General features: G+C 67.5%; 21 protein-coding genes and 1 tRNA gene. 12 read left to right on the top strand and 10 right to left on the bottom strand.

All coding sequences use genetic code 11. From position 1 onward, the window contains the following. Positions 1–17: 17 nt before the first annotated feature. Positions 18–800: a LytR/AlgR family response regulator transcription factor gene (locus A176_RS16555; protein ID WP_002640554.1), complete on the bottom strand. Its 783-nt coding sequence runs from the start codon at positions 798–800 to the stop codon at positions 18–20. Then, positions 797–1840, bottom strand: a complete 1044-nt coding sequence (locus A176_RS16550) for a sensor histidine kinase (protein ID WP_002640555.1) — start codon at positions 1838–1840, stop codon at positions 797–799. The genes A176_RS16555 and A176_RS16550 overlap by 4 nt, the downstream gene beginning before the upstream one ends. Before the next feature lie 546 nt (positions 1841–2386). Between A176_RS16550 and A176_RS16545 the strand changes: the two genes are divergently transcribed. The 4 genes from A176_RS16545 (at position 2387) to A176_RS16525 (ending at position 7899) form a co-directional block, all read left to right on the top strand. After that, a complete protein-coding gene (locus A176_RS16545) occupies positions 2387–3688 on the top strand; it encodes a cytochrome c peroxidase (protein WP_002640556.1) in 1302 nt (433 codons plus the stop codon). A 488-nt stretch (positions 3689–4176) separates the two neighbouring features. Then, the gene (locus tag A176_RS16540; protein WP_044890437.1) at positions 4177–4548 is read left to right on the top strand and encodes a hypothetical protein; all 372 of its coding nucleotides are present in this window, start codon (positions 4177–4179) and stop codon (positions 4546–4548) included. A gap of 1451 nt (positions 4549–5999) precedes the next feature. After that, on the top strand, positions 6000–6212 hold the full coding sequence (locus A176_RS16535) for a hypothetical protein (RefSeq protein WP_002640557.1): 213 nt from the start codon (positions 6000–6002) through the stop codon (positions 6210–6212). 1297 nt (positions 6213–7509) lie between these two features. Further along, on the top strand, positions 7510–7899 hold the full coding sequence (locus A176_RS16525; RefSeq protein ID WP_002640560.1) for a hypothetical protein: 390 nt from the start codon (positions 7510–7512) through the stop codon (positions 7897–7899). 93 nt (positions 7900–7992) lie between these two features. Here the strand turns inward: A176_RS16525 and A176_RS16520 are convergent, their stop codons facing one another. Beyond that, positions 7993–8256 (bottom strand): hypothetical protein, encoded by a 264-nt coding sequence (locus tag A176_RS16520; protein WP_002640561.1) that lies wholly within the window; start codon positions 8254–8256, stop codon positions 7993–7995. A 155-nt stretch (positions 8257–8411) separates the two neighbouring features. Here A176_RS16520 and A176_RS39965 point away from each other — a divergent pair, with 155 nt between their 5' ends. The 5 genes from A176_RS39965 (at position 8412) to A176_RS16505 (ending at position 10729) form a co-directional block, all read left to right on the top strand. Next, entirely contained in the window at positions 8412–8993 is a 582-nt protein-coding gene (locus tag A176_RS39965) for a transglycosylase SLT domain-containing protein (RefSeq protein WP_226994346.1), read from the top strand. A 75-nt stretch (positions 8994–9068) separates the two neighbouring features. After that, the gene (locus A176_RS39960; RefSeq protein WP_021781389.1) at positions 9069–9242 is read left to right on the top strand and encodes a hypothetical protein; all 174 of its coding nucleotides are present in this window, start codon (positions 9069–9071) and stop codon (positions 9240–9242) included. Between the two features lie 3 nt (positions 9243–9245). Beyond that, positions 9246–9458 (top strand): hypothetical protein, encoded by a 213-nt coding sequence (locus tag A176_RS39955; RefSeq protein ID WP_002640563.1) that lies wholly within the window; start codon positions 9246–9248, stop codon positions 9456–9458. A gap of 74 nt (positions 9459–9532) precedes the next feature. After that, the gene (locus tag A176_RS16510; RefSeq protein WP_226994345.1) at positions 9533–9673 is read left to right on the top strand and encodes a hypothetical protein; all 141 of its coding nucleotides are present in this window, start codon (positions 9533–9535) and stop codon (positions 9671–9673) included. Positions 9674–10018: 345 nt separating this feature from the next. Then, positions 10019–10729 (top strand): DNA-methyltransferase, encoded by a 711-nt coding sequence (locus tag A176_RS16505; protein ID WP_002640565.1) that lies wholly within the window; start codon positions 10019–10021, stop codon positions 10727–10729. A gap of 62 nt (positions 10730–10791) precedes the next feature. On the opposite strand, the gene A176_RS16500 is transcribed toward A176_RS16505, so the two are convergent. The 6 genes from A176_RS16500 to A176_RS16480 all read right to left on the bottom strand — a co-directional run bounded on the left by A176_RS16500 (position 10792) and on the right by A176_RS16480 (position 14075). Next, on the bottom strand, positions 10792–11211 hold the full coding sequence (locus A176_RS16500) for a hypothetical protein (RefSeq protein WP_002640566.1): 420 nt from the start codon (positions 11209–11211) through the stop codon (positions 10792–10794). A gap of 51 nt (positions 11212–11262) precedes the next feature. After that, positions 11263–11487 carry a hypothetical protein gene (locus tag A176_RS16495; protein WP_002640567.1) on the bottom strand — a complete coding sequence of 75 codons (225 nt, stop codon included), beginning with the start codon at positions 11485–11487 and terminating at the stop codon, positions 11263–11265. A 393-nt stretch (positions 11488–11880) separates the two neighbouring features. After that, positions 11881–11954, bottom strand: a tRNA-Arg gene (locus A176_RS16490). A 184-nt stretch (positions 11955–12138) separates the two neighbouring features. Beyond that, a complete protein-coding gene (locus tag A176_RS16485; protein ID WP_002640568.1) occupies positions 12139–13167 on the bottom strand; it encodes a fatty acid desaturase family protein in 1029 nt (342 codons plus the stop codon). A gap of 162 nt (positions 13168–13329) precedes the next feature. Continuing rightward, a complete protein-coding gene (locus tag A176_RS39950) occupies positions 13330–13497 on the bottom strand; it encodes a hypothetical protein (protein ID WP_226994344.1) in 168 nt (55 codons plus the stop codon). Further along, on the bottom strand, positions 13494–14075 hold the full coding sequence (locus tag A176_RS16480) for a cell wall protein (RefSeq protein ID WP_226994343.1): 582 nt from the start codon (positions 14073–14075) through the stop codon (positions 13494–13496). Before A176_RS16480 ends, A176_RS39950 begins: the two co-directional genes overlap by 4 nt. 338 nt (positions 14076–14413) lie before the next feature. Between A176_RS16480 and A176_RS16475 the strand changes: the two genes are divergently transcribed. Next, complete coding sequence (locus A176_RS16475; protein WP_044890489.1) at positions 14414–14743, top strand: hypothetical protein; 330 nt, start codon at positions 14414–14416, stop codon at positions 14741–14743. Positions 14744–14753: 10 nt separating this feature from the next. On the opposite strand, the gene A176_RS16470 is transcribed toward A176_RS16475, so the two are convergent. After that, the gene (locus tag A176_RS16470; protein ID WP_044890434.1) at positions 14754–16913 is read right to left on the bottom strand and encodes an AAA family ATPase; all 2160 of its coding nucleotides are present in this window, start codon (positions 16911–16913) and stop codon (positions 14754–14756) included. Positions 16914–17137: 224 nt separating this feature from the next. Between A176_RS16470 and A176_RS16465 the strand changes: the two genes are divergently transcribed. Together A176_RS16465 and mnmA are read left to right on the top strand one after the other, a co-directional pair. Next, complete coding sequence (locus A176_RS16465; RefSeq protein ID WP_002640572.1) at positions 17138–18406, top strand: CCA tRNA nucleotidyltransferase; 1269 nt, start codon at positions 17138–17140, stop codon at positions 18404–18406. 94 nt (positions 18407–18500) lie between these two features. Next, positions 18501–19547, top strand: coding sequence for a tRNA 2-thiouridine(34) synthase MnmA (mnmA, locus tag A176_RS16460; protein ID WP_002640573.1), 1047 nt, complete (start codon positions 18501–18503; stop codon positions 19545–19547). Positions 19548–19560: the final 13 nt, after the last annotated feature.

The following is a 19560-nucleotide window of genomic DNA, read 5'->3' as shown; positions in this document are numbered from 1 at the left end:
CCGCGTGAGCGAGGGATTCAAGTTCTCCGGCGCACACCCGCCGCGCTCGCGAGCAGCATGTCGCGGAGTTGTTGCGCGCGCTCACGGGCAACCGGCACATGGATGCCGCGACCGTCCGCCATGAGCCCTTCGCCCACCCAGACCCGGGTCTCGCTGTCGCGCTCGAACTCCTTGATGTGCGCCACGTTGACCAGCCAGTTGCGGTGCACCCTCGCGAGCGCACGGCCGAACGACGCCTCGATCGCGGAGAGGGACAGGTCGACATCGAAGACGCCCTGGGCGGTGTGGACTCGCGTCAAGCGCTCCGCCGCCTCGAATGCCCACACCTCGTCGCGGTCGAAGAAGACGAGGCTCTTCTGCCGCCTCGCGGCGATGCGCAGGGGGCCGGAGGGCTCCAGCTTCGGCCGGCGCGCTCGGAGCCTGTGGAGACACTGCTCGACGCGTTGCTCGGTGAAGGGTTTGAGCAGGTAGTCGGCGACGCCCAGGTCATACGCTTCGAGCGCGTGCGCATTGAATGCGGTCGCGAGCACGAGCATGGGCGTCTGTGGCAGCGCTGAGAGAGCGCGCGCGATGTCCAGTCCCTCGTTTCGGCCGCCGGAGAGACGGACGTCGAGGAACACGACATCGAACGCGTGACGTCCGTCGCCGAGCAGGAGCTCCCTCGCTTCGTCCGCGGACGCGACCGCGCCGGTGACTTGCGCGAGGTTGGAGCCATCCAAGAGTTCGACGAGGTAGTTCCGTGCCGCCCACTCGTCCTCGACGACGAGGGAACGCAGCTTGTCTCCACCCTCCGTGCTCATGTTGGTCCTCCTGGGGGCACGGGAACCTCGATGACCGCGGAGGTCCCTTCACTTGAAGAGCGCAGTTGCAAGACCGACCCGGGACACCTGAGCTCCAGCCGCCGCCGCACCGTGTGGAGGCCGAGCGCTCCAGCGCGCGGCTCGCTCGTCGGAAGTCCGGGGCCGTTGTCCGTCACGGTGCACACGAGCTGCAACCCTGGGCCCGTCTCCTGAAGCGAGGCGCGGACGCCCACCCGGCCGCCGCCGGTTCGGCACAGGGCGCCGTGCTGGACCGCGTTCTCGACCAGGGGTTGCAGCAGCAGTCTCGGCAGCAGCACGCCGCCGACGTCAGGAGGAATGTCCCAGTCGAAGCGGAGTGCATCCCCGTGGCGCGACTCGAGGATCTCCGCGTAACGCCGGAGCCAGGTGACTTCCTGGTCGAGCGTCTGCATCTCCTCTTGCCCCTGCAGCGCATCACGCAACAGGTCCCCGAGACACCCAATCAGGCGCCGAGCCTCTCGCGGATTCTGCGTCACCAGCCCCGCGATGGTGTTGAGCGTGTTGAGGAGGAAATGGGGCTCGAGTTGCGAGCGCAGCCGCGCCATCTCCGATGAAACCCTGAGCTGTTCGGCCTCGAAGCGCAGTTGCTCCGTCTCGAGCGCGCGGAGTTGGGTCTGCTCGGCCACATGGGGTGACACGAAGGCGAGCCCCCAGATACCGGCGATGAAGATGCCCATCATCGCGCCGAAGCCTGCTGCGAGCGGGAGTGACAGCGGGCCCTCTCCGTCGAGTTCGAGCCCCAGGAGACCTTCCACCACGAACACGAAGGCGAGGGCGAAGAGCACCCCGATGACCGCGGCGACGAGGAGGCTGGTGACCAAGACCCGCGTCGGACTGCGCTGCCGCTTGACGCCGTGGTTGAAGGTGGCGGACAGCGCGAGCAGTTGAACTGGAGCCTCGACCACCCAGAGCAAGAATCGAAGTGAGATGCTCGCGAGGTGCTCCTCTTCGAGGAACTCGGGGGCGGTCTGGAGCAGGCCGACGCCAACGGCCAAGGCCATGCCGACGAGCCAACGCCGCCGAGCGAAAAGCATCGGATGCTGCGCAACGGAGCTTTGCAAGAGGCGGTCAAGCTAGCTGTCCGCGTTGGCGGTTGGCAAGGTTGCCTGCCGACGCCACGCCGCCTCGAAAAATGTCGCGCGCCCGCATCTCCGGCTCGTGCGCGCCGTACGACGGCTCGTCGCAACAGCGGCACCGTTCGTCTGGAGCGAGTGGGGCAGGGCGCTCAGCGCTCGTCGTGCTGAGTGTCTGCTTCGACCAGGGGATTTCCGGTTCGTGCGTCCGACGATTCAGGTCGTCGCAGGTGCGCGACGGTTCGTCGGGAGTGCATGGAAAGGCAGCGCGGGCGATGCGAAAGCCAATCCGCCCCTCCTTCACTCAAGTGGACGCGCATGAAAGCCAATCCGTTTCGCAGACGTTTCCAGATGCCTGCCGGCATGCGTCGCCGGCACCTCGTCAGCCACCTGTCATGCTGGACCCTGGGGGCCGTCGCGCTGGTCGCGACAGGCGCTTGTCGCACAGACAAAGAGGAGGACCCGCGGCGCAGTGTGCTCACAGGGAAGGAGCTGTTCGAGCTGCCCTTCCCAGGCGCCAACAAGCGCTCCTGCGCCACCTGTCACGTGCCCGAGGACAACTTCACGCTGACGCCCACCCATGTGGCTCGTTTGCTGGAGACGAACCCGGACGACCCGCTGTTCAACGCGATCGACGCCGATGACCCCAACGCGGAGACCTTGACATACGAGCACCTGAAGAAGGGCCTCGTGCGAGTGTGGCTCCCGTTGCCGGACAACATGGACTTGATTGACGGGGAGGGCAACGTCACGACGCCGCCTGACCGCAGGCTGTTCGTGTGGCGGTCAGTCCCTTCGATTGCCGACACGGCGATGACCGCGCCGTTTCAGATCGACGGCCGGTTGGCGACGCTGGAGGAGCAGGCGCAGTCCGCCGTCATTTCGCACAGCGAAGGGGGGACGGTGCCCGCGAGTGAGCTCGCGCGCATCGCCGCATTCCAGCGCGACGTCTTTACTTCGGACCGGGCCCGCATCGTGGCAGGACACCTGGCGAGTGGTGGCGATGGGTCGAGCCTTCCCGATGTGGAAGATTCGCTGAGCCTCTCGTCATCGGAGCAGCGTGGCCGAGAGGTGTACGAGGCCGCGTGCGCGGCGTGCCACGGAGGGGCCAGCAAGGTGACCCTCACGAATCAAGAGGTCCACGATTCGTTGTTCCCGGCCCTCAGGCCTGACGGAACCGTGGTGTACGAGGTGCCCGCCACCGACCCGCCGACGGCGGTGCTCGCGGCGACGCCGGGCAACGGGTTCATGAACATCGGGGCAGCGTTCGTCACGTATCTGGGACAGGTCGACCCCGAGTCCGAAATCTTCACCAAGTCGGTGAACTTCCCGCGTTACCGCTACCGCTTCTACACGGACGGTACGCGCACGGAGCGAGTCGTCGATCTGCCGCCGAAGCCTCCGCCCTTCACAGGGGGAGACCTGTCGGACTTCGAGCCCGAGATCGACGCCGATGGAAACCCCCTCGTGGGCCCCAATCGGATTCCGCAGTTCTTCTCCTCCGATCCCGGCCGAGCCATCATCACGGGCAACCCCAGCGATTTCGAGGCCTTCGACGTGCCGACGCTGCGTGGGATTGGTCGCACGGCCCCGTACTTCCACGACAACAGCGCCGTGGAGCTCCACAAGGTGGTGGACTTCTACAGTCAGTTCGTCCTGGGACGGTTCCCCAGTCTCAACCTGCCGCCGATGCATCCGCCAGAGAATGAAGGCCCACCGGAGGCCCTCACTCCTGACCAGAAGAGCGATCTGATCGCGTTCCTGCGTCGGCTCTGATGCGCCGTGGTCTCGGTTGGCGGACACCCTCGAAAGAGGTGATGGGCGAGTACGCCTCAAGTGGTCCGCGACCGGGACCGTGTTGAATCGACGCTACTGATTACTCTCGCTTCAAACCTTGAATCGTGCTGGCTGACCAAAAGGGGGCGTGCCGCTGTGATAAATGGTGTCTGGGATTTTATGTGTGGGCAGAGGCGCTTCCTCTGCTGATGTTGTTTGCATCCCACCCTGGTACCAAGAGCAGCGCAGCGTCTCAGAAGTCCACGCTGTTCGTCGCACACGATGCGCCCGCATCTCCGATCACAGTATCGTCAGTGGATTTGGGGTGGAGGGTATCCGTAAACCCGGTGTCGGGCTGTGTGTTCCGTACTTCGAATGTAGAGTTTGAGAGAACGTCACAGAACCCGAGTGGCTCAAGAACGAGAGTTCTCAGTCACTGCGCGCCCAAAGCGGCTATAACATCTAGCTGGGAAGGAAGAGGAACTCCATTGGGCGATTGGGGAAACCATGCGTGGGAAACCGACGAGGGCGCCGATTGGTTCGGCCGGTTCTGGGCCGAAGGTTGGCCCCTCCTGATCGCGGAGATCAAAAGTTTTGATCCTGTCGAAGAACGGTATGAACAGTTCAGGGCCGCTGCCCATGTCCTTGCGAGCTTCGGCAGCCCTTTCATGGTTCCGTCGCGATATGTTGACGAGCTCGCCGCGCTGCTGCGCAAATCGATTGAGGTGCTCGGCCACATGATAGCCCCTCCCTCAGACGATTGGACCTTTCTGGAGCTCTGGGGAGGTGACGAGGCAGTGAAGGACGATGTGTCGACCCAGATCGCCGCCCTGCAAGCAACTCTCGCCCGGTTGCCCTAGAGAGCTGGTGCTCGTGTTGGAGGGCGCACCCGAGGATTGGGGCTGGTTGCGTGGAGGAGCCGGCGGTTCCGGCCCTCCATGATCTGTTAGGAGTTGCGGCGACTTTGCGCCGCAACTTCTCTCTGGAGTCTTTCCATTGGATTCCAGCCCTGCTGATTAATCCCGCTGTTCCGCCTGATTGGGCGCTAATGCGGGACGCAGCAGATGTAGCGGGCCAAAGTGACGTATTCGGAAGGGCAAGTGACCCCTGGGCTAATACTCCAACTGGAGTAGGTCAATGTCATGCCGACGTCTGTGCATGCGGACCGGGCTTCTGCGAAGGCAGTCGGGCCATGGAAGCAGTCCGCTCCAGGCTCCACGCTGCCGACGATGACCGCCGGATCACAAACATGAGACGCCGCTTGAACCTCCCCCACAGCAGGAAAGGATTCTGGGCCGGTTTCATCCATGGGTGAGTCCTGGCCTGATCCACAGGCGGTAAGGAGCACGGCACCAACGAAGACGAAGGCTCTGTTGAGCGATTGCATGGACAGTCTGCTTTCTAGGTGTGGCTGCGAAGTCAATGGTTGGATGGTCAGCTTGCGTGCACGGCAATGATAGGTGCTTGTTATGTGCAGAGGCAATAGCTTATGACTTTTAATGAATGTCAGGACAGAGGCAAGGTAGGAGCATGAGGCAGCATCCGAGGACGATGCAGCCGAAGTAGACGTTGTCCGTGCGGTCGTCGCGGATGCGAAGTCTGCGAAGCTGATTCTTCCAAGCCTGCGTGCGCGCCACTACCCCGCGATAACGCCCCAGGTGTTCCTTGGATGCGATGCCCGGACGCGCGATGCGAGGATCGATCCCGCGAAGGAGGAGCCCCCGCCGGTTCTTCCTGAAGGCGTAGTCCTTGTTGCCGTGCAGCCTCCTATTCCGGCGTCGTCGCTGTCGTCCTCGCGGTGGTACTACTCGCTGTCTACCTCCGGCTCCAAGATGTTGAAGACTGGCGCGCTCGCTGGCACCTCCGGCACGGCGAGCGGGCCGCGGAGTTGCGCGCGGCCCTATCGGAAGGGCAGGGTCTCAGGGGCGACGTGGGTCAGGCGCTCCGCACTCTGTGGCACCGCGCCGAGATCGTGACGCCCTTGGACGGGGCAGGGGCAGAGGCTCCGGGCTACTTTCCCGAGCCTGCCGCTGCCGGGTCCTCAACCGCGCCCCCTTTGCCTGAATCGCGGCGACAGGTGCTGCTTGGCCTGGGGGCGGTGCGATGACCCTTCCTTCTTCTTTGGAGAGGGATGCGCCGTGAGCTCTTGGCGGAGAGAGGGCAATCGGTCTAGCCGAGCCCAAACGCCCGTCGCCGGGCTGGTTGTGTCGTGCTTATGTGGACTTGTGCCCCGGGCCCACAGCGGCTCCGCGTGGCTTTTGAGGATGCCGGCGCCAGGCTGTCGGAGGTCCGCGAGCGGGATTGGGCTCGCATGGAGCCCTCCATCGCGGCCCAGGCGCAGTTTGGTGTGTTGGCGGAGCGGCATGCGACCGACACGCTCATGGCTGTTGCCGAGTGGCAGGAGCGGATGCGGATGGCGCCGGCTGTCACTGCCCTGGCTGTTTGGTGTGAGCGGGCCGATGCGGCTCTGCGTGAGGCGTCGGGTTCTGTGGACCGCAAGCGCCCGGCGGGCTCGGGCGCATAGCCATAATGTGCAGGGCTTGGTGCCGGGCAAGCCCCTTCTCGCGGGCATGCCCGTCCTCGTTGTCGCCCTCGCCGCGGTGCTCCTCGTTGTCTACCGCCGGCTCCAGGATGCCAAGTACTGACGCTCTCACTGGCGCCCCTGGCACGACGAGCGGGACGCGCCATTGAGTGCGTCCCTGTCGGAAGGGTGGGGCTTCATGGTCGACGTGGAGCCCGCCCTCCGCCTCCTGTGTCGCCGCTTCGCGGTCGTGTCGCTGCTGCCCTCGTTGGATGGGACCTAATGCGGGGTGCAGCAAGTGTATCGGAACATGGTCGCCTCGCCATGCTGACAATTGGCGTATGGGTCATGAAAGCTCCAGTAGGTCAGCACCGTACCAAGGCTAAGGCAGACCAACTCAGCGTCACTCCTGGCGGCAGCGCTGTTGAAGCAGTCCGCCAAAGGGTCCGTACCTCCGACGACGGTAGCTGGAAGGCACTGATGCGATGCCGCTTGAACCGCGCCTACATCGGACGATGAATCTGGGGTGGATATATCCGAAAGGGGCTCCTGCCCAACCCCACATGCGGCAAGGAGTACAGTGCCAGCGGAGATGATTGTTTTGATGGGAGATGGCATGAGTGAGTTGTTTCCTTGAGTGCGGAGGTTGGGCCGCAGGGTGGGTGCTGAGGCTGCATGCGCGGCAATGAGCGGCGCTTGCTGCGCGTGAGGATGGTAGTTCATGTCTCGAGTAGGGCGAAGCATTGCTTGTTGTTTGTGAGGTTGATTGGGTACGGTGCGCTGGGTGACGCACGCTAAGTGGCTGACGGCGCCCCTTCTGGCGGGCGTGACAGTCCTTCTTGCCGTCGTCGCAGTAGTCCTCGCCGTGGAACTCCTCGTCGTCTACCGCCGGCTCCAGGATGCCGAGTACTGGCGCGCTCACTGGCGCCGCCGGTACGACGAGCGGGATGCAGTGTTGAGCGCGGCCCTGTCGGAGGGGCAGGACTTCAGGGCCAACGTGGAGCAGGCGCTCCGCACCCTATGGCGCCACGTCAAAGTGGTGACGCTCGCGGACGGGGCGGCGGTGGCTGTGCTCCGGGCTGCCTTCCCGAGTCTGCCCCTGCCTGGTCCTCAACCGCGCCCCCCTGCTCGAAGTGCAAGGATGAATACTGCTTGGCCCGGGGGCGGTGTGATGACCCGAGCTACTTTTTCGGAGGCGATGCGCCGTGAAGAAGCGGCCTCCCCGGTGCCGCCTGTGCGGACGTCCGTTGGGGTGTGGCGGCCCGTGGCTCCGATTCCTCGGCACCCCTTCTGACGGGGCATGAGCACGCCCACCATCGAAACCGCCGTCTTCGTCCTGGCGGCGAGCCAGCTTCTCGTGCCGCTCCTCCAGGGGCTTCTCTCCCGGCGCCAGGCGAAGCACGAGGCCGCCGTGGAGCAGGTGCCGCTGTTGGTGGAGCGCCTGGGCGCGGTGGCGGACGGAGTGCGCGACATCAAGGCGGAGCTGCGCCGCGTCGGGGAACACGACTCCATGCTGAAGCAGGTGGACCTGCGTCTCAAGGCGCTGGAGTCCTGGCAGGCCGAGGCCCGGCCTCAGCTCGCCCGCGCGTCAAGCGACACGCACCTCCTCATGGGGGAGCGCAGCGCCCGCCAGATGCAGCACGCGGCGAACGTCGTGGCCGCCCAGGACGCGGGCCGCTCTCGCCCGTGAGGGCCGCTACTCCCGAGGGGCTATCCTACCCTCGGGAGTACGAACATCAGGTCATCACGAGACGCCAATGGGCGTGTCTCTGTTTGAGTGCCTTTAGTTGCACTGGTAGACCTTCTCGAAGTGGCTGCTCCGGAAGCCGTACAGAATCGACTGGTCATATCCGCAGCCACAGGTGAGTGTTCCTCGCCACGTGGAGTGACTGGCGTCCGTGTAGTAGGTGATGGTGTAGTCCTGACCGAGACAGGCGGGGAGCTCGTCGCGTCGAGTTTCAAGTGCGGCGTCTTCGTCTACCTCGACGCCACCGCATCCCGCGATGAGTACGCCTGCCAGCAGCGCTCCTATGACGTGCCTTTGCATTTGCTTCTCCTGGATGTGGTTGTTTGTGCTGCTTTGACAGAGTAGCGGCTGTCTGCGGGTCCGCACCACTTGGCGCCCCTTCTTCCGACGGCAACCTTTTGCCATCGGGAGTCTTAATGCCGGTTCCGTCTCGTATTGAACGTTGGCGCTCCGTCGTGGAGCCCATTGCCTCGCTGTACCGCCTTGACCCTCTGCTGGTGCTCGCCCTGATGGACCGTGAGTCCCTGGGCGGCGATGCGCTCACCCCGAAAGGCCCCTTGGGGACGGGGGACCACGGCCACGGGCGCGGCCTGATGCAGATTGATGACCGCGCCCACAAGGGCTTCGTCGGGGCCGTGGACGACCTGGGGCGCCCACTGTGGCGGGACCCGGCGGTCAACGTGCATTACAGCTGCCGTCTCCTGCGTCGCAACCTGGACTCGCTGAACGGCTACGTGGCCGGCGCCCTCGCGGCCTACAACGCGGGGCTGGGGCGGGTGCGCTCAGTCTTCGGGTGCGTGGCTGCCGATGCCAGCGACGAGCACCGCCAGGTCATGGTGGACAGCGTCACCACCGGGCGGGACTACTCGGCGGACGTGTTCCGGCGCCGCGCGGAGTTTGCCGCCTGCGCGCCGCTTCTCCTGGGGGCTGTCGACCTCGCAGTCCCCCAGGAGAAAGCACCCATGAAGCACCGCAAAACCCTCATCCTCTCTGCCTCCCTCGGCATCATGCTCGCCGCCCCCGTGGCTCTCGCGTAGGCGACCGGGGCCGCAACGAGCGGCATCCTCGACACCATCATCGCGTCCGTCGTCACTCCCGCCGGCATCGCCACGGTGCTCGGAGTCGTCGGCTCCGGCGTCGCCCTCTTCTGGGGCGGTGGCTGGCTTAACGAGCGGCGCAAGCGGCGCATCGCTCTGGCCGCGCTCCATGCCTTCAACATCGTGGAGGACATCGCCGCGGAGAACCCGGAGGACAACGGTTGGGGCAAGGCTGCGCGCGGACTCTAGGCGGTGGACGAGTGGTTCCGGGCCAACGGCTGGCGCCCGCTCAAGCCGCACGAGCAGGCGGTGGTGAAGCTGTCCTTCAGCGCCATCCACGGCGAGCAGAAGGCCTCGCTGAAGGCGGCGCAGACCAGGGCCGCGGAGTCCCTGTCCATGGCGCACACTATCACCAGCTCGGGCCTGGGCGGGGTGCTGCCGGTCCCTACGACGCCCCGCGGGTAGCCGTGTCCGCGGGGCTCTCCCGTGTCCTCTCCGATGTGCCGGTGAGGAGCGGTTGCCTGGAGGCCCAGTCCGGCGTGTCCTCGCTCTCCGGCTCCTACGCGCGCCTGGAAGCGGGGGCGCGGCTCTGGTCGGACCTCGGGCTATTTGCCTTCGGTGAGGCCAACGCACGGGAGCGGATGGCCGGTGTCGGTGCTCGGTTCACGTTCGGCTGGTGAGACACATTCCCGTCCGCCCAATTCATGGGCGGGCGGGACGTGTTGCGTTGTGTGTGTGCAGAGCAGTTCAAGCAGTCGCGCCAGATAATACAGCTTTCGGATGTGGTGATTGACAATGGGATGCCGATTTCCAGAGGGGATGGTCGGCGCTAGGGCTTCTCTTTTTGATGATGTCATGAGACATCAATCCCAAACGGATCATTTGTCTTTGGAGTGCCCGGCGCCGCCAGGGTTTGTGACAATCGCCCCCGACAGTGTGACGGCGGGCGGACTGTCAGTGCCGTTAGGGGGAGGCGGGCGGCATCCTCCGTGCAGGGTCGGGCTCGCCGCGTCGAGAAAGGACCCGTGAAGCCCTACTTCCAGAGCGACCTCGTTACCCTGTATCTCGGAGACTGCCGCGACCAACTCCTGGGCCTACCGTCCGAATCCGTGGACTTGATGCTCACGGGCCCGCCCTACGGCATGGCGTACGAGGGGAGGGGGCAGCGCGCCGCCGCAATCCGGGCCGATGGTTCGCGCCAGGGGATGCGGGTGCTGCGCCAGGCTCTGACGGCTGCTGGGCCCAGCCTTGCCGCAGATGCGCATGCCCTCGTCTTCTGCCACTGGTCGAGCTGGCCGGACTTCACTGACGCGGTCGCGGCACACCTCAAGATGAAGGGGGCTCTCATCTGGTGGAAGAACCGCGGCGGCGTGGGCGACTGCACCGGCTCGTACGCCCCGGACTACGAGGTGCTCCTCCACGCGGTTGGCGGCAAGCGCCGGCCGTTGGTGGGCAAGCGCATGGTGGCCGTGCTCGCGGGCTTCGCGCCCGTGCCCCCTCCCAAGCGGCTCCACCCGACCGAAAAGCCCGTTTCCCTGCTTCGCCTGTTGATTGAGCGCTCATGCCCAGCCGGGGGCCTGGTGCTGGACCCATTCGCGGGGAGCGGCTCCACCCTCGTCGCCGCGCAGCAGCTCGGCCGGCGCGCGGTGGGCGTGGAGCTCGAGGAGCGCTACTGCGAAGCCGCGGCCCGCCGGCTGGAGCAGGCGCTTCACGAGGGACAGCCCCAGGTCGCGTGACGCATCCGGCGGGGCGGCTGCATGTGGCTGCCTCGCCGGGGATGTCGGCGGCGACTGTGCGACTAGTCTTGCACCGCGAGGATGCGCCAGCCCTTCACATCAACCGCATAGGTGGCACCCGCGTCCAGAATCGGGGCCGTGCCGATGTCGCATACATCCGGATTCGGGATGATGCTGACGAGCACGACGCCCGGCGAGGCAGGTGCCGCAGCGACCACGTAGGACTCGCGACGGTTGAGGCACTCGTAGAGCGGGGTGGCGTTCTTGGGCAGCTTCCGGTCCCAGGGCAGGTAGTCCTCCATGGCGAGCTGGATGGCGCGCAGGATGGTGCCGTCGATGATGTGCCGCCCCTCAGTCGGAAACGCGAGCGGGATGGTGACGGTGGCAGCCTCTTCCGGCGGGGCGTGGGCCGGGCGCGGCGGCTTCTGGAACAGGGCGCATGCCGGGAGGATGCAGAGAAGGGGCAGCAGAACGCGCTTCATGGGGCCTCCGTGCGGGCCACGAATCCGAATGTGCATCGACACGCTCAGCCCTCAGTCGTCCACCGAAGTGACGAAGCCGGGGCCCTTGTCCTCGTTCTTGATGATGCCCACCAGCTTCCAGCGCTTGCGTTGTCGGAGGTAGACCTCTCCGGGTTGCTCGCTGCCGAGATTCGGCACCAGTTTGGTGATGGTGCAGGCCCGGTCGAACTGGATGCGGATGCTCCAGATTGCGTCCTGGCGAGGCGGTCCGTGGGCGTCATCGCCGAGGGGGACCACGGATGGCTGTGGAAGTCCCCGAGCACAATCGCCCGGCCTCTCTCATCGACAACGTAGCGAGGGGGGATGCATGTCTTCTTCTTCGACGGACCCACGGGGGCCGGCTCGCTCAGGGGGGAGGGCATGCTGGCGTAGTAGACGCCATCACCCAGTGAGTAGATGGCCCCGCAGTACGGGGGCACTGGCGCAGCCGATGGCCACGAACGCCGCAGCACTCAGCCGCAAAGCTGTCATGGCCGTCGGGGATTCGAAAAGGCTCTGCGCCGGAGCAATCCGTCCACAAGCACCTCGCCATGCGTGTCTGACTTTGGCTCGGCCGTACTGGCACCAGTACTGTGCGAGGATTGAACCCACTCGCCACAAAGGTGCCACAATCAAAGACGACTTACTGAGTGACCCCGACAGGAATCGAACCTGTGGCCTACGGTTTAGGAAACCGTCGCTCTATCCAACTGAGCTACGGGGTCATGCGTCCCACGGACTCCACGCACTGCGCTGACTGACGGAGGTCCGCCAGAAAGCCACCACCATGCACCCCACGGCCGCGGGCGCATGCGCAACGGCGTGCGTTATAGCAGGCGGCCCGGCGCGCGCAACGCGCCTGCGCGCCCGTTTCCACGGAGCCCGGCCCCCCGGGGCCCTGGCGGCCTCTCAGCGCGTGGCCTGGACGTCCCGGAAGCGCACCATCCGGCCCCGGTTCGCGTCCCAAACGTTGAGCCGCAGACACGCCAGCACGTCCCGAGGGTGCAGGGTGGTGGTGCGCGGGTGCTGGAGCTCGGGGATGGCGGCCATGGCCTCCGGCAGCCGGTAGAAGGGGATGCGCGGGTTGAGGTGGTGCACGTGGTGGTAGCCGATGTTGCCCGTGAACCACGCCATCACCGGACCACAGGCCAGGTAGCTCGAGGCCTCCAGCGCGGCGCTCGCGTGCGTCCAGTCCGCGTCCTCGCGGAGGGACACGTCCGGGAAGTTGTGCTGCGAGAAGAAGAGGTACGCCCCCAACGCGTAGCCGAGCGACAGCGGCAGCACCATCGCCGTGAGGTACACACCCAGGCCGCCGAAGTGGAGGACGGCCAGGCTGATGGCCACGTGCAGCGCCACGGCGAAGCCCGCGCTCCAGTAGCGCCGTGGCTGCTTCAAGAAGGGCACGATGCACAGCCCGCTCAGGAACGCGAACGGGTACGCGAAGAGCATGATGACAGGGTGCCGCTCGACGACGTAGGCCAACCGCTCCAGCGCCGTGGCCTCCTTCCACTGCTGGGCCGTCCACGTGGTGAACGTCCCCGACGCGGAGGCCGCCAGGCGCGCCGTGTTCGCGTGGTGGTGGTTGTGCGTCTCGCTCCAGACCTTCGGGGGCGTGAGCAGCAGCACCGCGTGCGTGTGGAAGATCGCCCGCGCCCACTTCGAACCCGAGAGCAGCGAACCGTGCAGGTAGTCATGCACCAGGATGAAGGAGCGGATCAGCACCAGCGCCTGCACCACGCTTCCCACCACCCGCAGGGGCCACCACGGCGGCAGCGTGGCCAGCGCCACCGCGGCCACCAACGCGGCGAAGGTGGTCCCCACCTCCCACCAGCTCCGGCGCGGGTCCTGCGCGGCGAAGGGCCGCGTGCGCGCGATGAGCTGGCGTTCTGCGTCTCGGGAGAGTGACGGGAAGTCGCTGCTGCGGGTCGCGGAGTCCATGCGGAGGATCCAGGGAGGGCCCAGCGGCGGCTGCCGCTGATGCGAGTCCGTGGAACCATGCCCGCGCTCTGTCATGCGACCGTCATGGGCGGTGCTATTGCCACACACCGCCCATGGTTGCTGCGTGCCGCGCCGCGTCGGAGCCCCAGGGCCCCGGGCGCGTCACGAGCGATGCTTGTTCGCGCGGAACTCGCTCGCCCACTGCTCCACGATGGAGGCGACCTGCTCTCGCTCGGAGCGCTGCCCGGACGGCCCGGACGGCTGGATGGGCGGAATGACCGAGGCCTGGCCCAGCAGGGGCGCCTGCGAGTCGCCGTTCGTCGGCGTCACCGTCGCGGCGCTGCCCTTCTTGCGAACCCAGACGCGAGGTCCTCGCTGGCGCGCGCCGCCTGCGGGATGACGGCCGCGGCCGGCGCCTCGGTGGTCTCCCGGCGCTGCCGGCCCAGGATGACGTCCGGGATGCTGTGCGGCGCGGCGTCTTCCGTCCAGGCCTGATGCAGGCGCCCGGAGGCGACCATCAGGCGCCGCTTCTGGTAGTGGGCCGCGCAGTAGCCCAGGCTGCGCACCGGCCGCTTGCAGCCAATGACCGCGCACGCCCGCGCTTCCGGCGCGCTTTCTTCTAGCTCGGCGTCCTCGTGCTCGGCCTCCACCGGCGCCAGCGCGGCCAGGGCGCTCAGCGCCGCCGCGTTCGACAACGGGCGCTGCGGCTGGCGGAGCTGCTTCCCGGGGGACAGGCTCTCCGCGATGCGCAGGAGCGAGGCCGTCAAGGGCGACACTTGTCCGGCGAGCTCCTCGCGCAGCACGGCGCGGAACGCCTGCTCCAGCGGCGGCTGCGCCGAGGCGGGAACCCGGGAGGTTCGCGTGGATTGAAGTGAGGAAACAGAACGAAGGCTACGGGTTCGTGGCATGTGGATGATTGCCTGTAGTCGCTACCGGTGGCATCGGGGGGACCGTGGAGCGGACGTCCGTTGCGTTAGCACACCTGTGGCCAACCGCCCAGGACCGGTTGTCAAAGGGCTCGTGAGTGGATGTTTCGCGGCGATAACCGATGCGCTGCGTCCCCGTGTCAACACGTCCCAGCGTCATTCAATCCCGAGTCACCGGTGAGATCCATGAGGTATGCCGGTCTCCTACCTTCCAGGGCCGCCGCGTTCAAGATTTTCTGGGAGGACGCTTATTCCTCGGTTGAAACAGGTTACTGCGGCACAATCCCGTGGCTGTGCAACTTCACTGAGAGGGTTTGCCCGTGAGAACGATTCAGGCTGCGGCGGTATCCGTGGTGGCTGGCTTCCTGGTGGCATGCGGCGGAGACATGGACCTGAACGAGGAGGGCGCGGTGCTCACGCCCGCCGAGGCGGCGCAAGAAGCCGAGGCTCCGTCGGACGAGGTCTCCTCGCAGGCCTGCACGACGCTCTACCGCCCCCGTATCACCACCTACTGGACGTCCTTCCCCATCGAGCGTGAAGGGCAGCTCGGCCGCTGTGTCACGGCCAATGACTGTACGGTGACGTGCACGGGCGAGTCGTCGCAGTACGCGCTCCACTCGCAATTCTTCTACTGCACGTATTGCCCGTGACACCCCGGCGCTACGCCCCGGACGTCTCCGGGGCGGGCGCTCCTTCGGCCCTTCGGCACCGGGCTTCGGCCGCGCGGGCGTTGACGGCCTCCTCGTGCCGGCCCGCCGCTTCGAGCAGCATCGCCGCGCGGGCGTAGTGGCCCGCGGCCTGACCCTTGGGCAGCAGCCGTTCGTCCACCTGCGCGGCCGTGAGCAGGAAGGGGAGCGCGCGCTCGTCCTGTCCGGCTTCCATCCAGTGGTGGGCCACGACGATGGCGGGCGCCGCGTCCTGTTCGAAGGCGCGCGCCAGCCGTTCGTGCAGAAAGCGCGCGGCGGAGGCAGACACGCTCGCGCGGACCGCCTCCATCACCAGGTCGTGGGTGAAGCGCTCGCCCACGAGAATCTGCGCGGACTCGAGTTCCGCCAGCGCGGCGTGCAGATGTTCGACGCTGAGCTGGAGCGCCTCGGGCGCGAGCGTGGCCCGGAAGTGGACGTCCGCCATCGCGGCGAGCTGGGCGGTCAGCCGGGCCCGAGGGGAGAGCCGCTCCATCCGGCGCTGGATGAGCGGGCCCACGCGGCCAGGTGGCGGCAGCCGCGGCGGCCATTCCTTGTGGAGGGCCTCGGTTTCGATGAGGTGCTTCAGCGTCTCCATGACGTAGAGCGGGTTGCCGCCGGTGTAGCGCGCCAGCGCGTCGGCGTGGTGCTCCGCGTCAGGCAGCTCCAGGCCCGCGAGCAGTTCGCGGACCTCGCCGGCCGACAAGGTCCCCAACTCGATGACGCGCGCCACGCCCGCGTCCACGAGCTTGCGCACGTTGGCTTCGGAGTAGTGGGGCAGCTCGCCCCTGCGGTAGCAGTCGATGAAGACGGGCCTCCGCGCTCCCTGTTTCCCCTCCAGGAGACGGGTGAGCGCGTACATGAACACCTTCGCGCTGGCCTGGTCCCAGAACTGGACGTCGTCGACGATAACCACGTCGGAGTCCCGGTGCAGCAGGGCGATGGCCTCCGCGTGGGCGTCGTAGAAGCGCAGCTCGTCGGCCTCGGAAACGATCGGGGGCAGGGGGCTCGAGCCTCCGAGCTCCGGCAGGAGGCGGGAGACCTCCACGCGGACCCACTCCGGGAGCTGAACGTCGGGGCTCCGGGCGAGATGCACCCGGAGCGCGCGGGTCTGCGACGCATAGGGCACGTCCTGGTCGCTGGGACGCGCTTCCATGCGGACCCAGTTTCCCATCGACGCGGCGAACTCCTCGGTGAGGCGCGTCTTCCCGCTCCCCGCTTCACCGGTGACGAAGAGCAGTTGTCCCGCCGCCGCGCCTTCCTGGAGCTGGCGCAGCGCCTCCTCCCGGCCCACGAGCACAGGCGGACGGAGCACGCTCAGGGGGAGGGCTCGCCGGGTGGGACGGAGGGCGGGCGGTGCCCTCTGCGCGGAACGTTCGATGCTGCGCACCAGCGTCAGTGTCTCGGGCATCGGCGTGACGCCCAGGTCGTGTGACAGCGTGGCGCGCAGCCGTTCGAAGGCGGCGAGCGCCGCCCCCCGGTCTCCCAACAGGTAATGGAGTTGGATGAGGTGGCGGCCCGCCTGCTCCGACTCGGGTTCCTGCTGGGCCCACGCCTCGGCCAGGGCCAGGGCGGCCCGCCAGTCCTGGGTGTCCATGCGGCGCTGGACCTCCTCCTCGCGCGCCTTGCGCACCCAGCCGTCCACCGCCGTGCGTGCCCCATCCAGCCACCGTGCCAGTTCGTCGCAGTCGTCGAAGCTCAGCCCGGACAGCAGCCCCGTGCCCGCGCCCTGCGAGAGGGACGCCAGCACGTCCGGGGGCACGGCGCCTCCCACCGCTCGCCGCAGGCGGACCACGTCCAGGGTGAGGCCCGGCGACAGCGCCAGTTGCTGGTGGTCCCCCTCCACCAGCTCCGCGCCGCCGCAGAGCAGCCGAAGTCTGCGCAGCAACTGGCGCATGTTGTTGCGCACCGTGGCGGGCGGTGAGTCGGGCCACAGCAAGCCGGCCACGGCGCCCTTGTCGGCGGGTCCCTCCACCCCCAGGTAGGCCAGCAGCGCGGCGGCACGCCGCTCCAACTTCACTCCCTGTCCATCGGGGCCTCGCAGGCGCGCGTAGCCCAGCAACTGGGCGCTCCAGCCAGTCATGTCCGCCTGCTGCACTGCATCCCTCGATGCCCGCGTGTACCGGATGGCCGCCATGACTGTCATACGAACGCATCCCGCGCATTGGTACTGGTTTTAATGGGAATTTACGTTTTGCTTTCCTGGCGAAAACTTCCGTACGGTGGAATGAACAAGCCATTGCAGAACGTCGCGTCTTGCTTTCGCGCGTCAGGGCGAAGGGCTCCGGGCTTGGATGTGGCGAGGACGGCCGGTACAAGGCGTCCTGGGCCTCCGGGCATGTCGTCCGGGTCCTGGGACTCATGATCGCGAACCTCCACAACGCCGACATCCCCCAGCCCGTGCTGGACGTCATCGCGCGGCTGCGCGAGCTGGGCCACGCCGTGTACCTGGTGGGCGGCTGCGTCCGGGACATGGTGCGTCAGGTCCATCCCAAGGACTTCGACGTGGCCACCAGCGCGTTGCCGCAAGAGGTCCAGCGCGCCTTCCGCAAGGTCATCCCCACCGGCATCCAGCACGGCACCGTCACCGTCCTCCAGGACGGCACGCATGTGGAGGTCACCACGTTCCGTTCGGAGGGCGACTACCTCGACGGCCGGCGGCCCAGCTCCGTCGCCTTCGAACGCGACATCGTCAAGGACCTGTCCCGCCGCGACTTCACCATCAACGCGATGGCCTACAACCCGTTGGATCGCGAGCTCGTGGACCCGTTCGGCGGTCAGGGGGACCTCCAAGCCCACCTCATCCGCTGCGTGGGCTCCGCGCAGGAGCGATTCTCCGAGGACGGCCTGCGGCCCTTGCGCGCGGTGCGCTTCGCCGCGGTGCTCGGGTTCTCGCTCGACGACGCCACCCGGGCCGCCATTCCCGCCACGCTGGGTGTCTTCCGCAAGGTCGCCCTGGAGCGCGTGCGCGAGGAGCTGGTGAAGCTGCTCCTGTCGCCCCGCGCCGAAATCGGCCTGCGGTTGCTCGCGGACACCGGGCTGCTGGACGTGTTCCTGCCGGAGGTCGCCCGCGCGGAGCCCCAGGCCGCTTCGCTGGCCCGCGCCGCCGTCCAGGCCGCTCCATTGGAGGTGGAGGTCCGGATGGCCGTGCTGCTGGCCGACCTGGCCGACCGCGCCCAGACGCGTGACATCGGGCTGCGCCTGAAGTTCCCCAACAAGGCGGCGGACCTGGTGGCGCTGCTCGTGGAGCACGCGAAGGCGGAGGCCCAGGTGGGGGCCTCGGACGCCTCGCTGCGGCGCCTGTTGGCCCGCCTGGGACCGGCGCAGCTTCCGCTGTGGGTGGCGGTGGCCCGGGCTCGCGTCCAGGTCCGGGCGCCGGAGCAGCTCCCGGAGGTAGAGGCCCTGTTCACCCGGCTGGAGGCCATCACCGCGTCCAAGCCGCCGCTGTCAGCGAAGGACCTGGCGCTGACGGGGGGCGACATCATGGCCACCCTGGGCGTGGGCCCGTCCCCCGTCGTTGGCGAGGCCACGCGCTTCCTCGTGGAGTCCGTGCTGGATGAGCCGGCCCTGAACACGGCGGAGGCACTCCAGGCCCGGCTGAAGGCGTGGCACACCCAGGCCGCTCGCTGAGCCAGCGGCCCGGCCGGGCGACTTCGTCGGGAAAGGGCGGGTGGGACGTCCTGCCGCGTGCGCCCGGACGCGGGGGCGTGTAGGAAGGAGCACCATGCGAGTTGTCGTTGCGATGAGCGGCGGGGTGGATTCCTCGGCCGCGGCCGCCTTGCTCAAGGAGCAGGGCCACGAGGTCATCGGTATCACCCTGCGCGTCTGGTCCTATGAGGGCAAGGCGACGTGCGGGAGCTGCTGCAGTCCCGACGACATCGACGACGCGCGGGCCGTGGCCCAGTCGCTGGGGATTCCCTTCTACGTGGCCAACGCGGAGGAGATCTTCCAGGACCGCGTCATCAACCCCTTCGTCCAGTCGTACCTGGGGGGCCGCACGCCCATCCCTTGCGTCGCCTGCAACCGGGACGTGAAGTTCAACTTCCTGCTCAAGCGCGCGCGGGCGCTCGGCGCCCGTCTGGCCACCGGCCACTACGCCCGGGTGGAGGAGGTGGACGGCCGGTACCATCTGCGCCGCGCCGTCGACACCGCCAAGGACCAGAGCTACTTCCTCTTCACGCTGGGCCAGGACGAGCTGCGCGACATCCTCTTCCCCGTGGGCGGCATGACGAAGGCGGAGGTCCGCGCCGTCGCCGAGCGTCACGGGCTGGTCACCAGCCAGAAGCCGGAGAGCATGGAGATCTGCTTCGTGCCGGACGGTGACTACGCGGGCTTCGTGGAGAAGGTCGCCGGGCCGCAGCCGGCCGGGGACATCGTCGACACCGACGGCAACGTGCTCGGCACGCACCAGGGCATCCACCGCTACACCGTGGGCCAGCGGCGCGGGCTCAACCTGGGCGGCGGCGAGATTCGCTACGTCCACCGGTTGGAGCCGGAGACGCAGCGCGTGGTGGTGGGCCCCGCCGAGGGCACCGGCCGCGACAACTTCGGTCTGCTCCAGCCGCATTGGGTGGACGGCCCGCCGCCGGCCAGCCAGTCCGTGGAGGTCCGCATCCGCCACCGTCACGCGGGCGCGCCGGGCCGGGTTCATGTCTCGCCGCACGGGCTCGTGTCGGTGAAGTTGGACGCGCCCGCGCGCGCGGTGACGCCGGGACAGGCCGCGGTGGTCTACGATCAGGACCGCGTGCTCGGCGGTGGTTGGATCGTCTGACCCCGCGTCAGCT

The sequence above is a fragment of the Myxococcus hansupus genome (assembly GCF_000280925.3).
GTDB classification, from domain to species: domain Bacteria; phylum Myxococcota; class Myxococcia; order Myxococcales; family Myxococcaceae; genus Myxococcus; species Myxococcus hansupus.
This window is presented reverse-complemented; position numbering and strand designations above follow the sequence as displayed.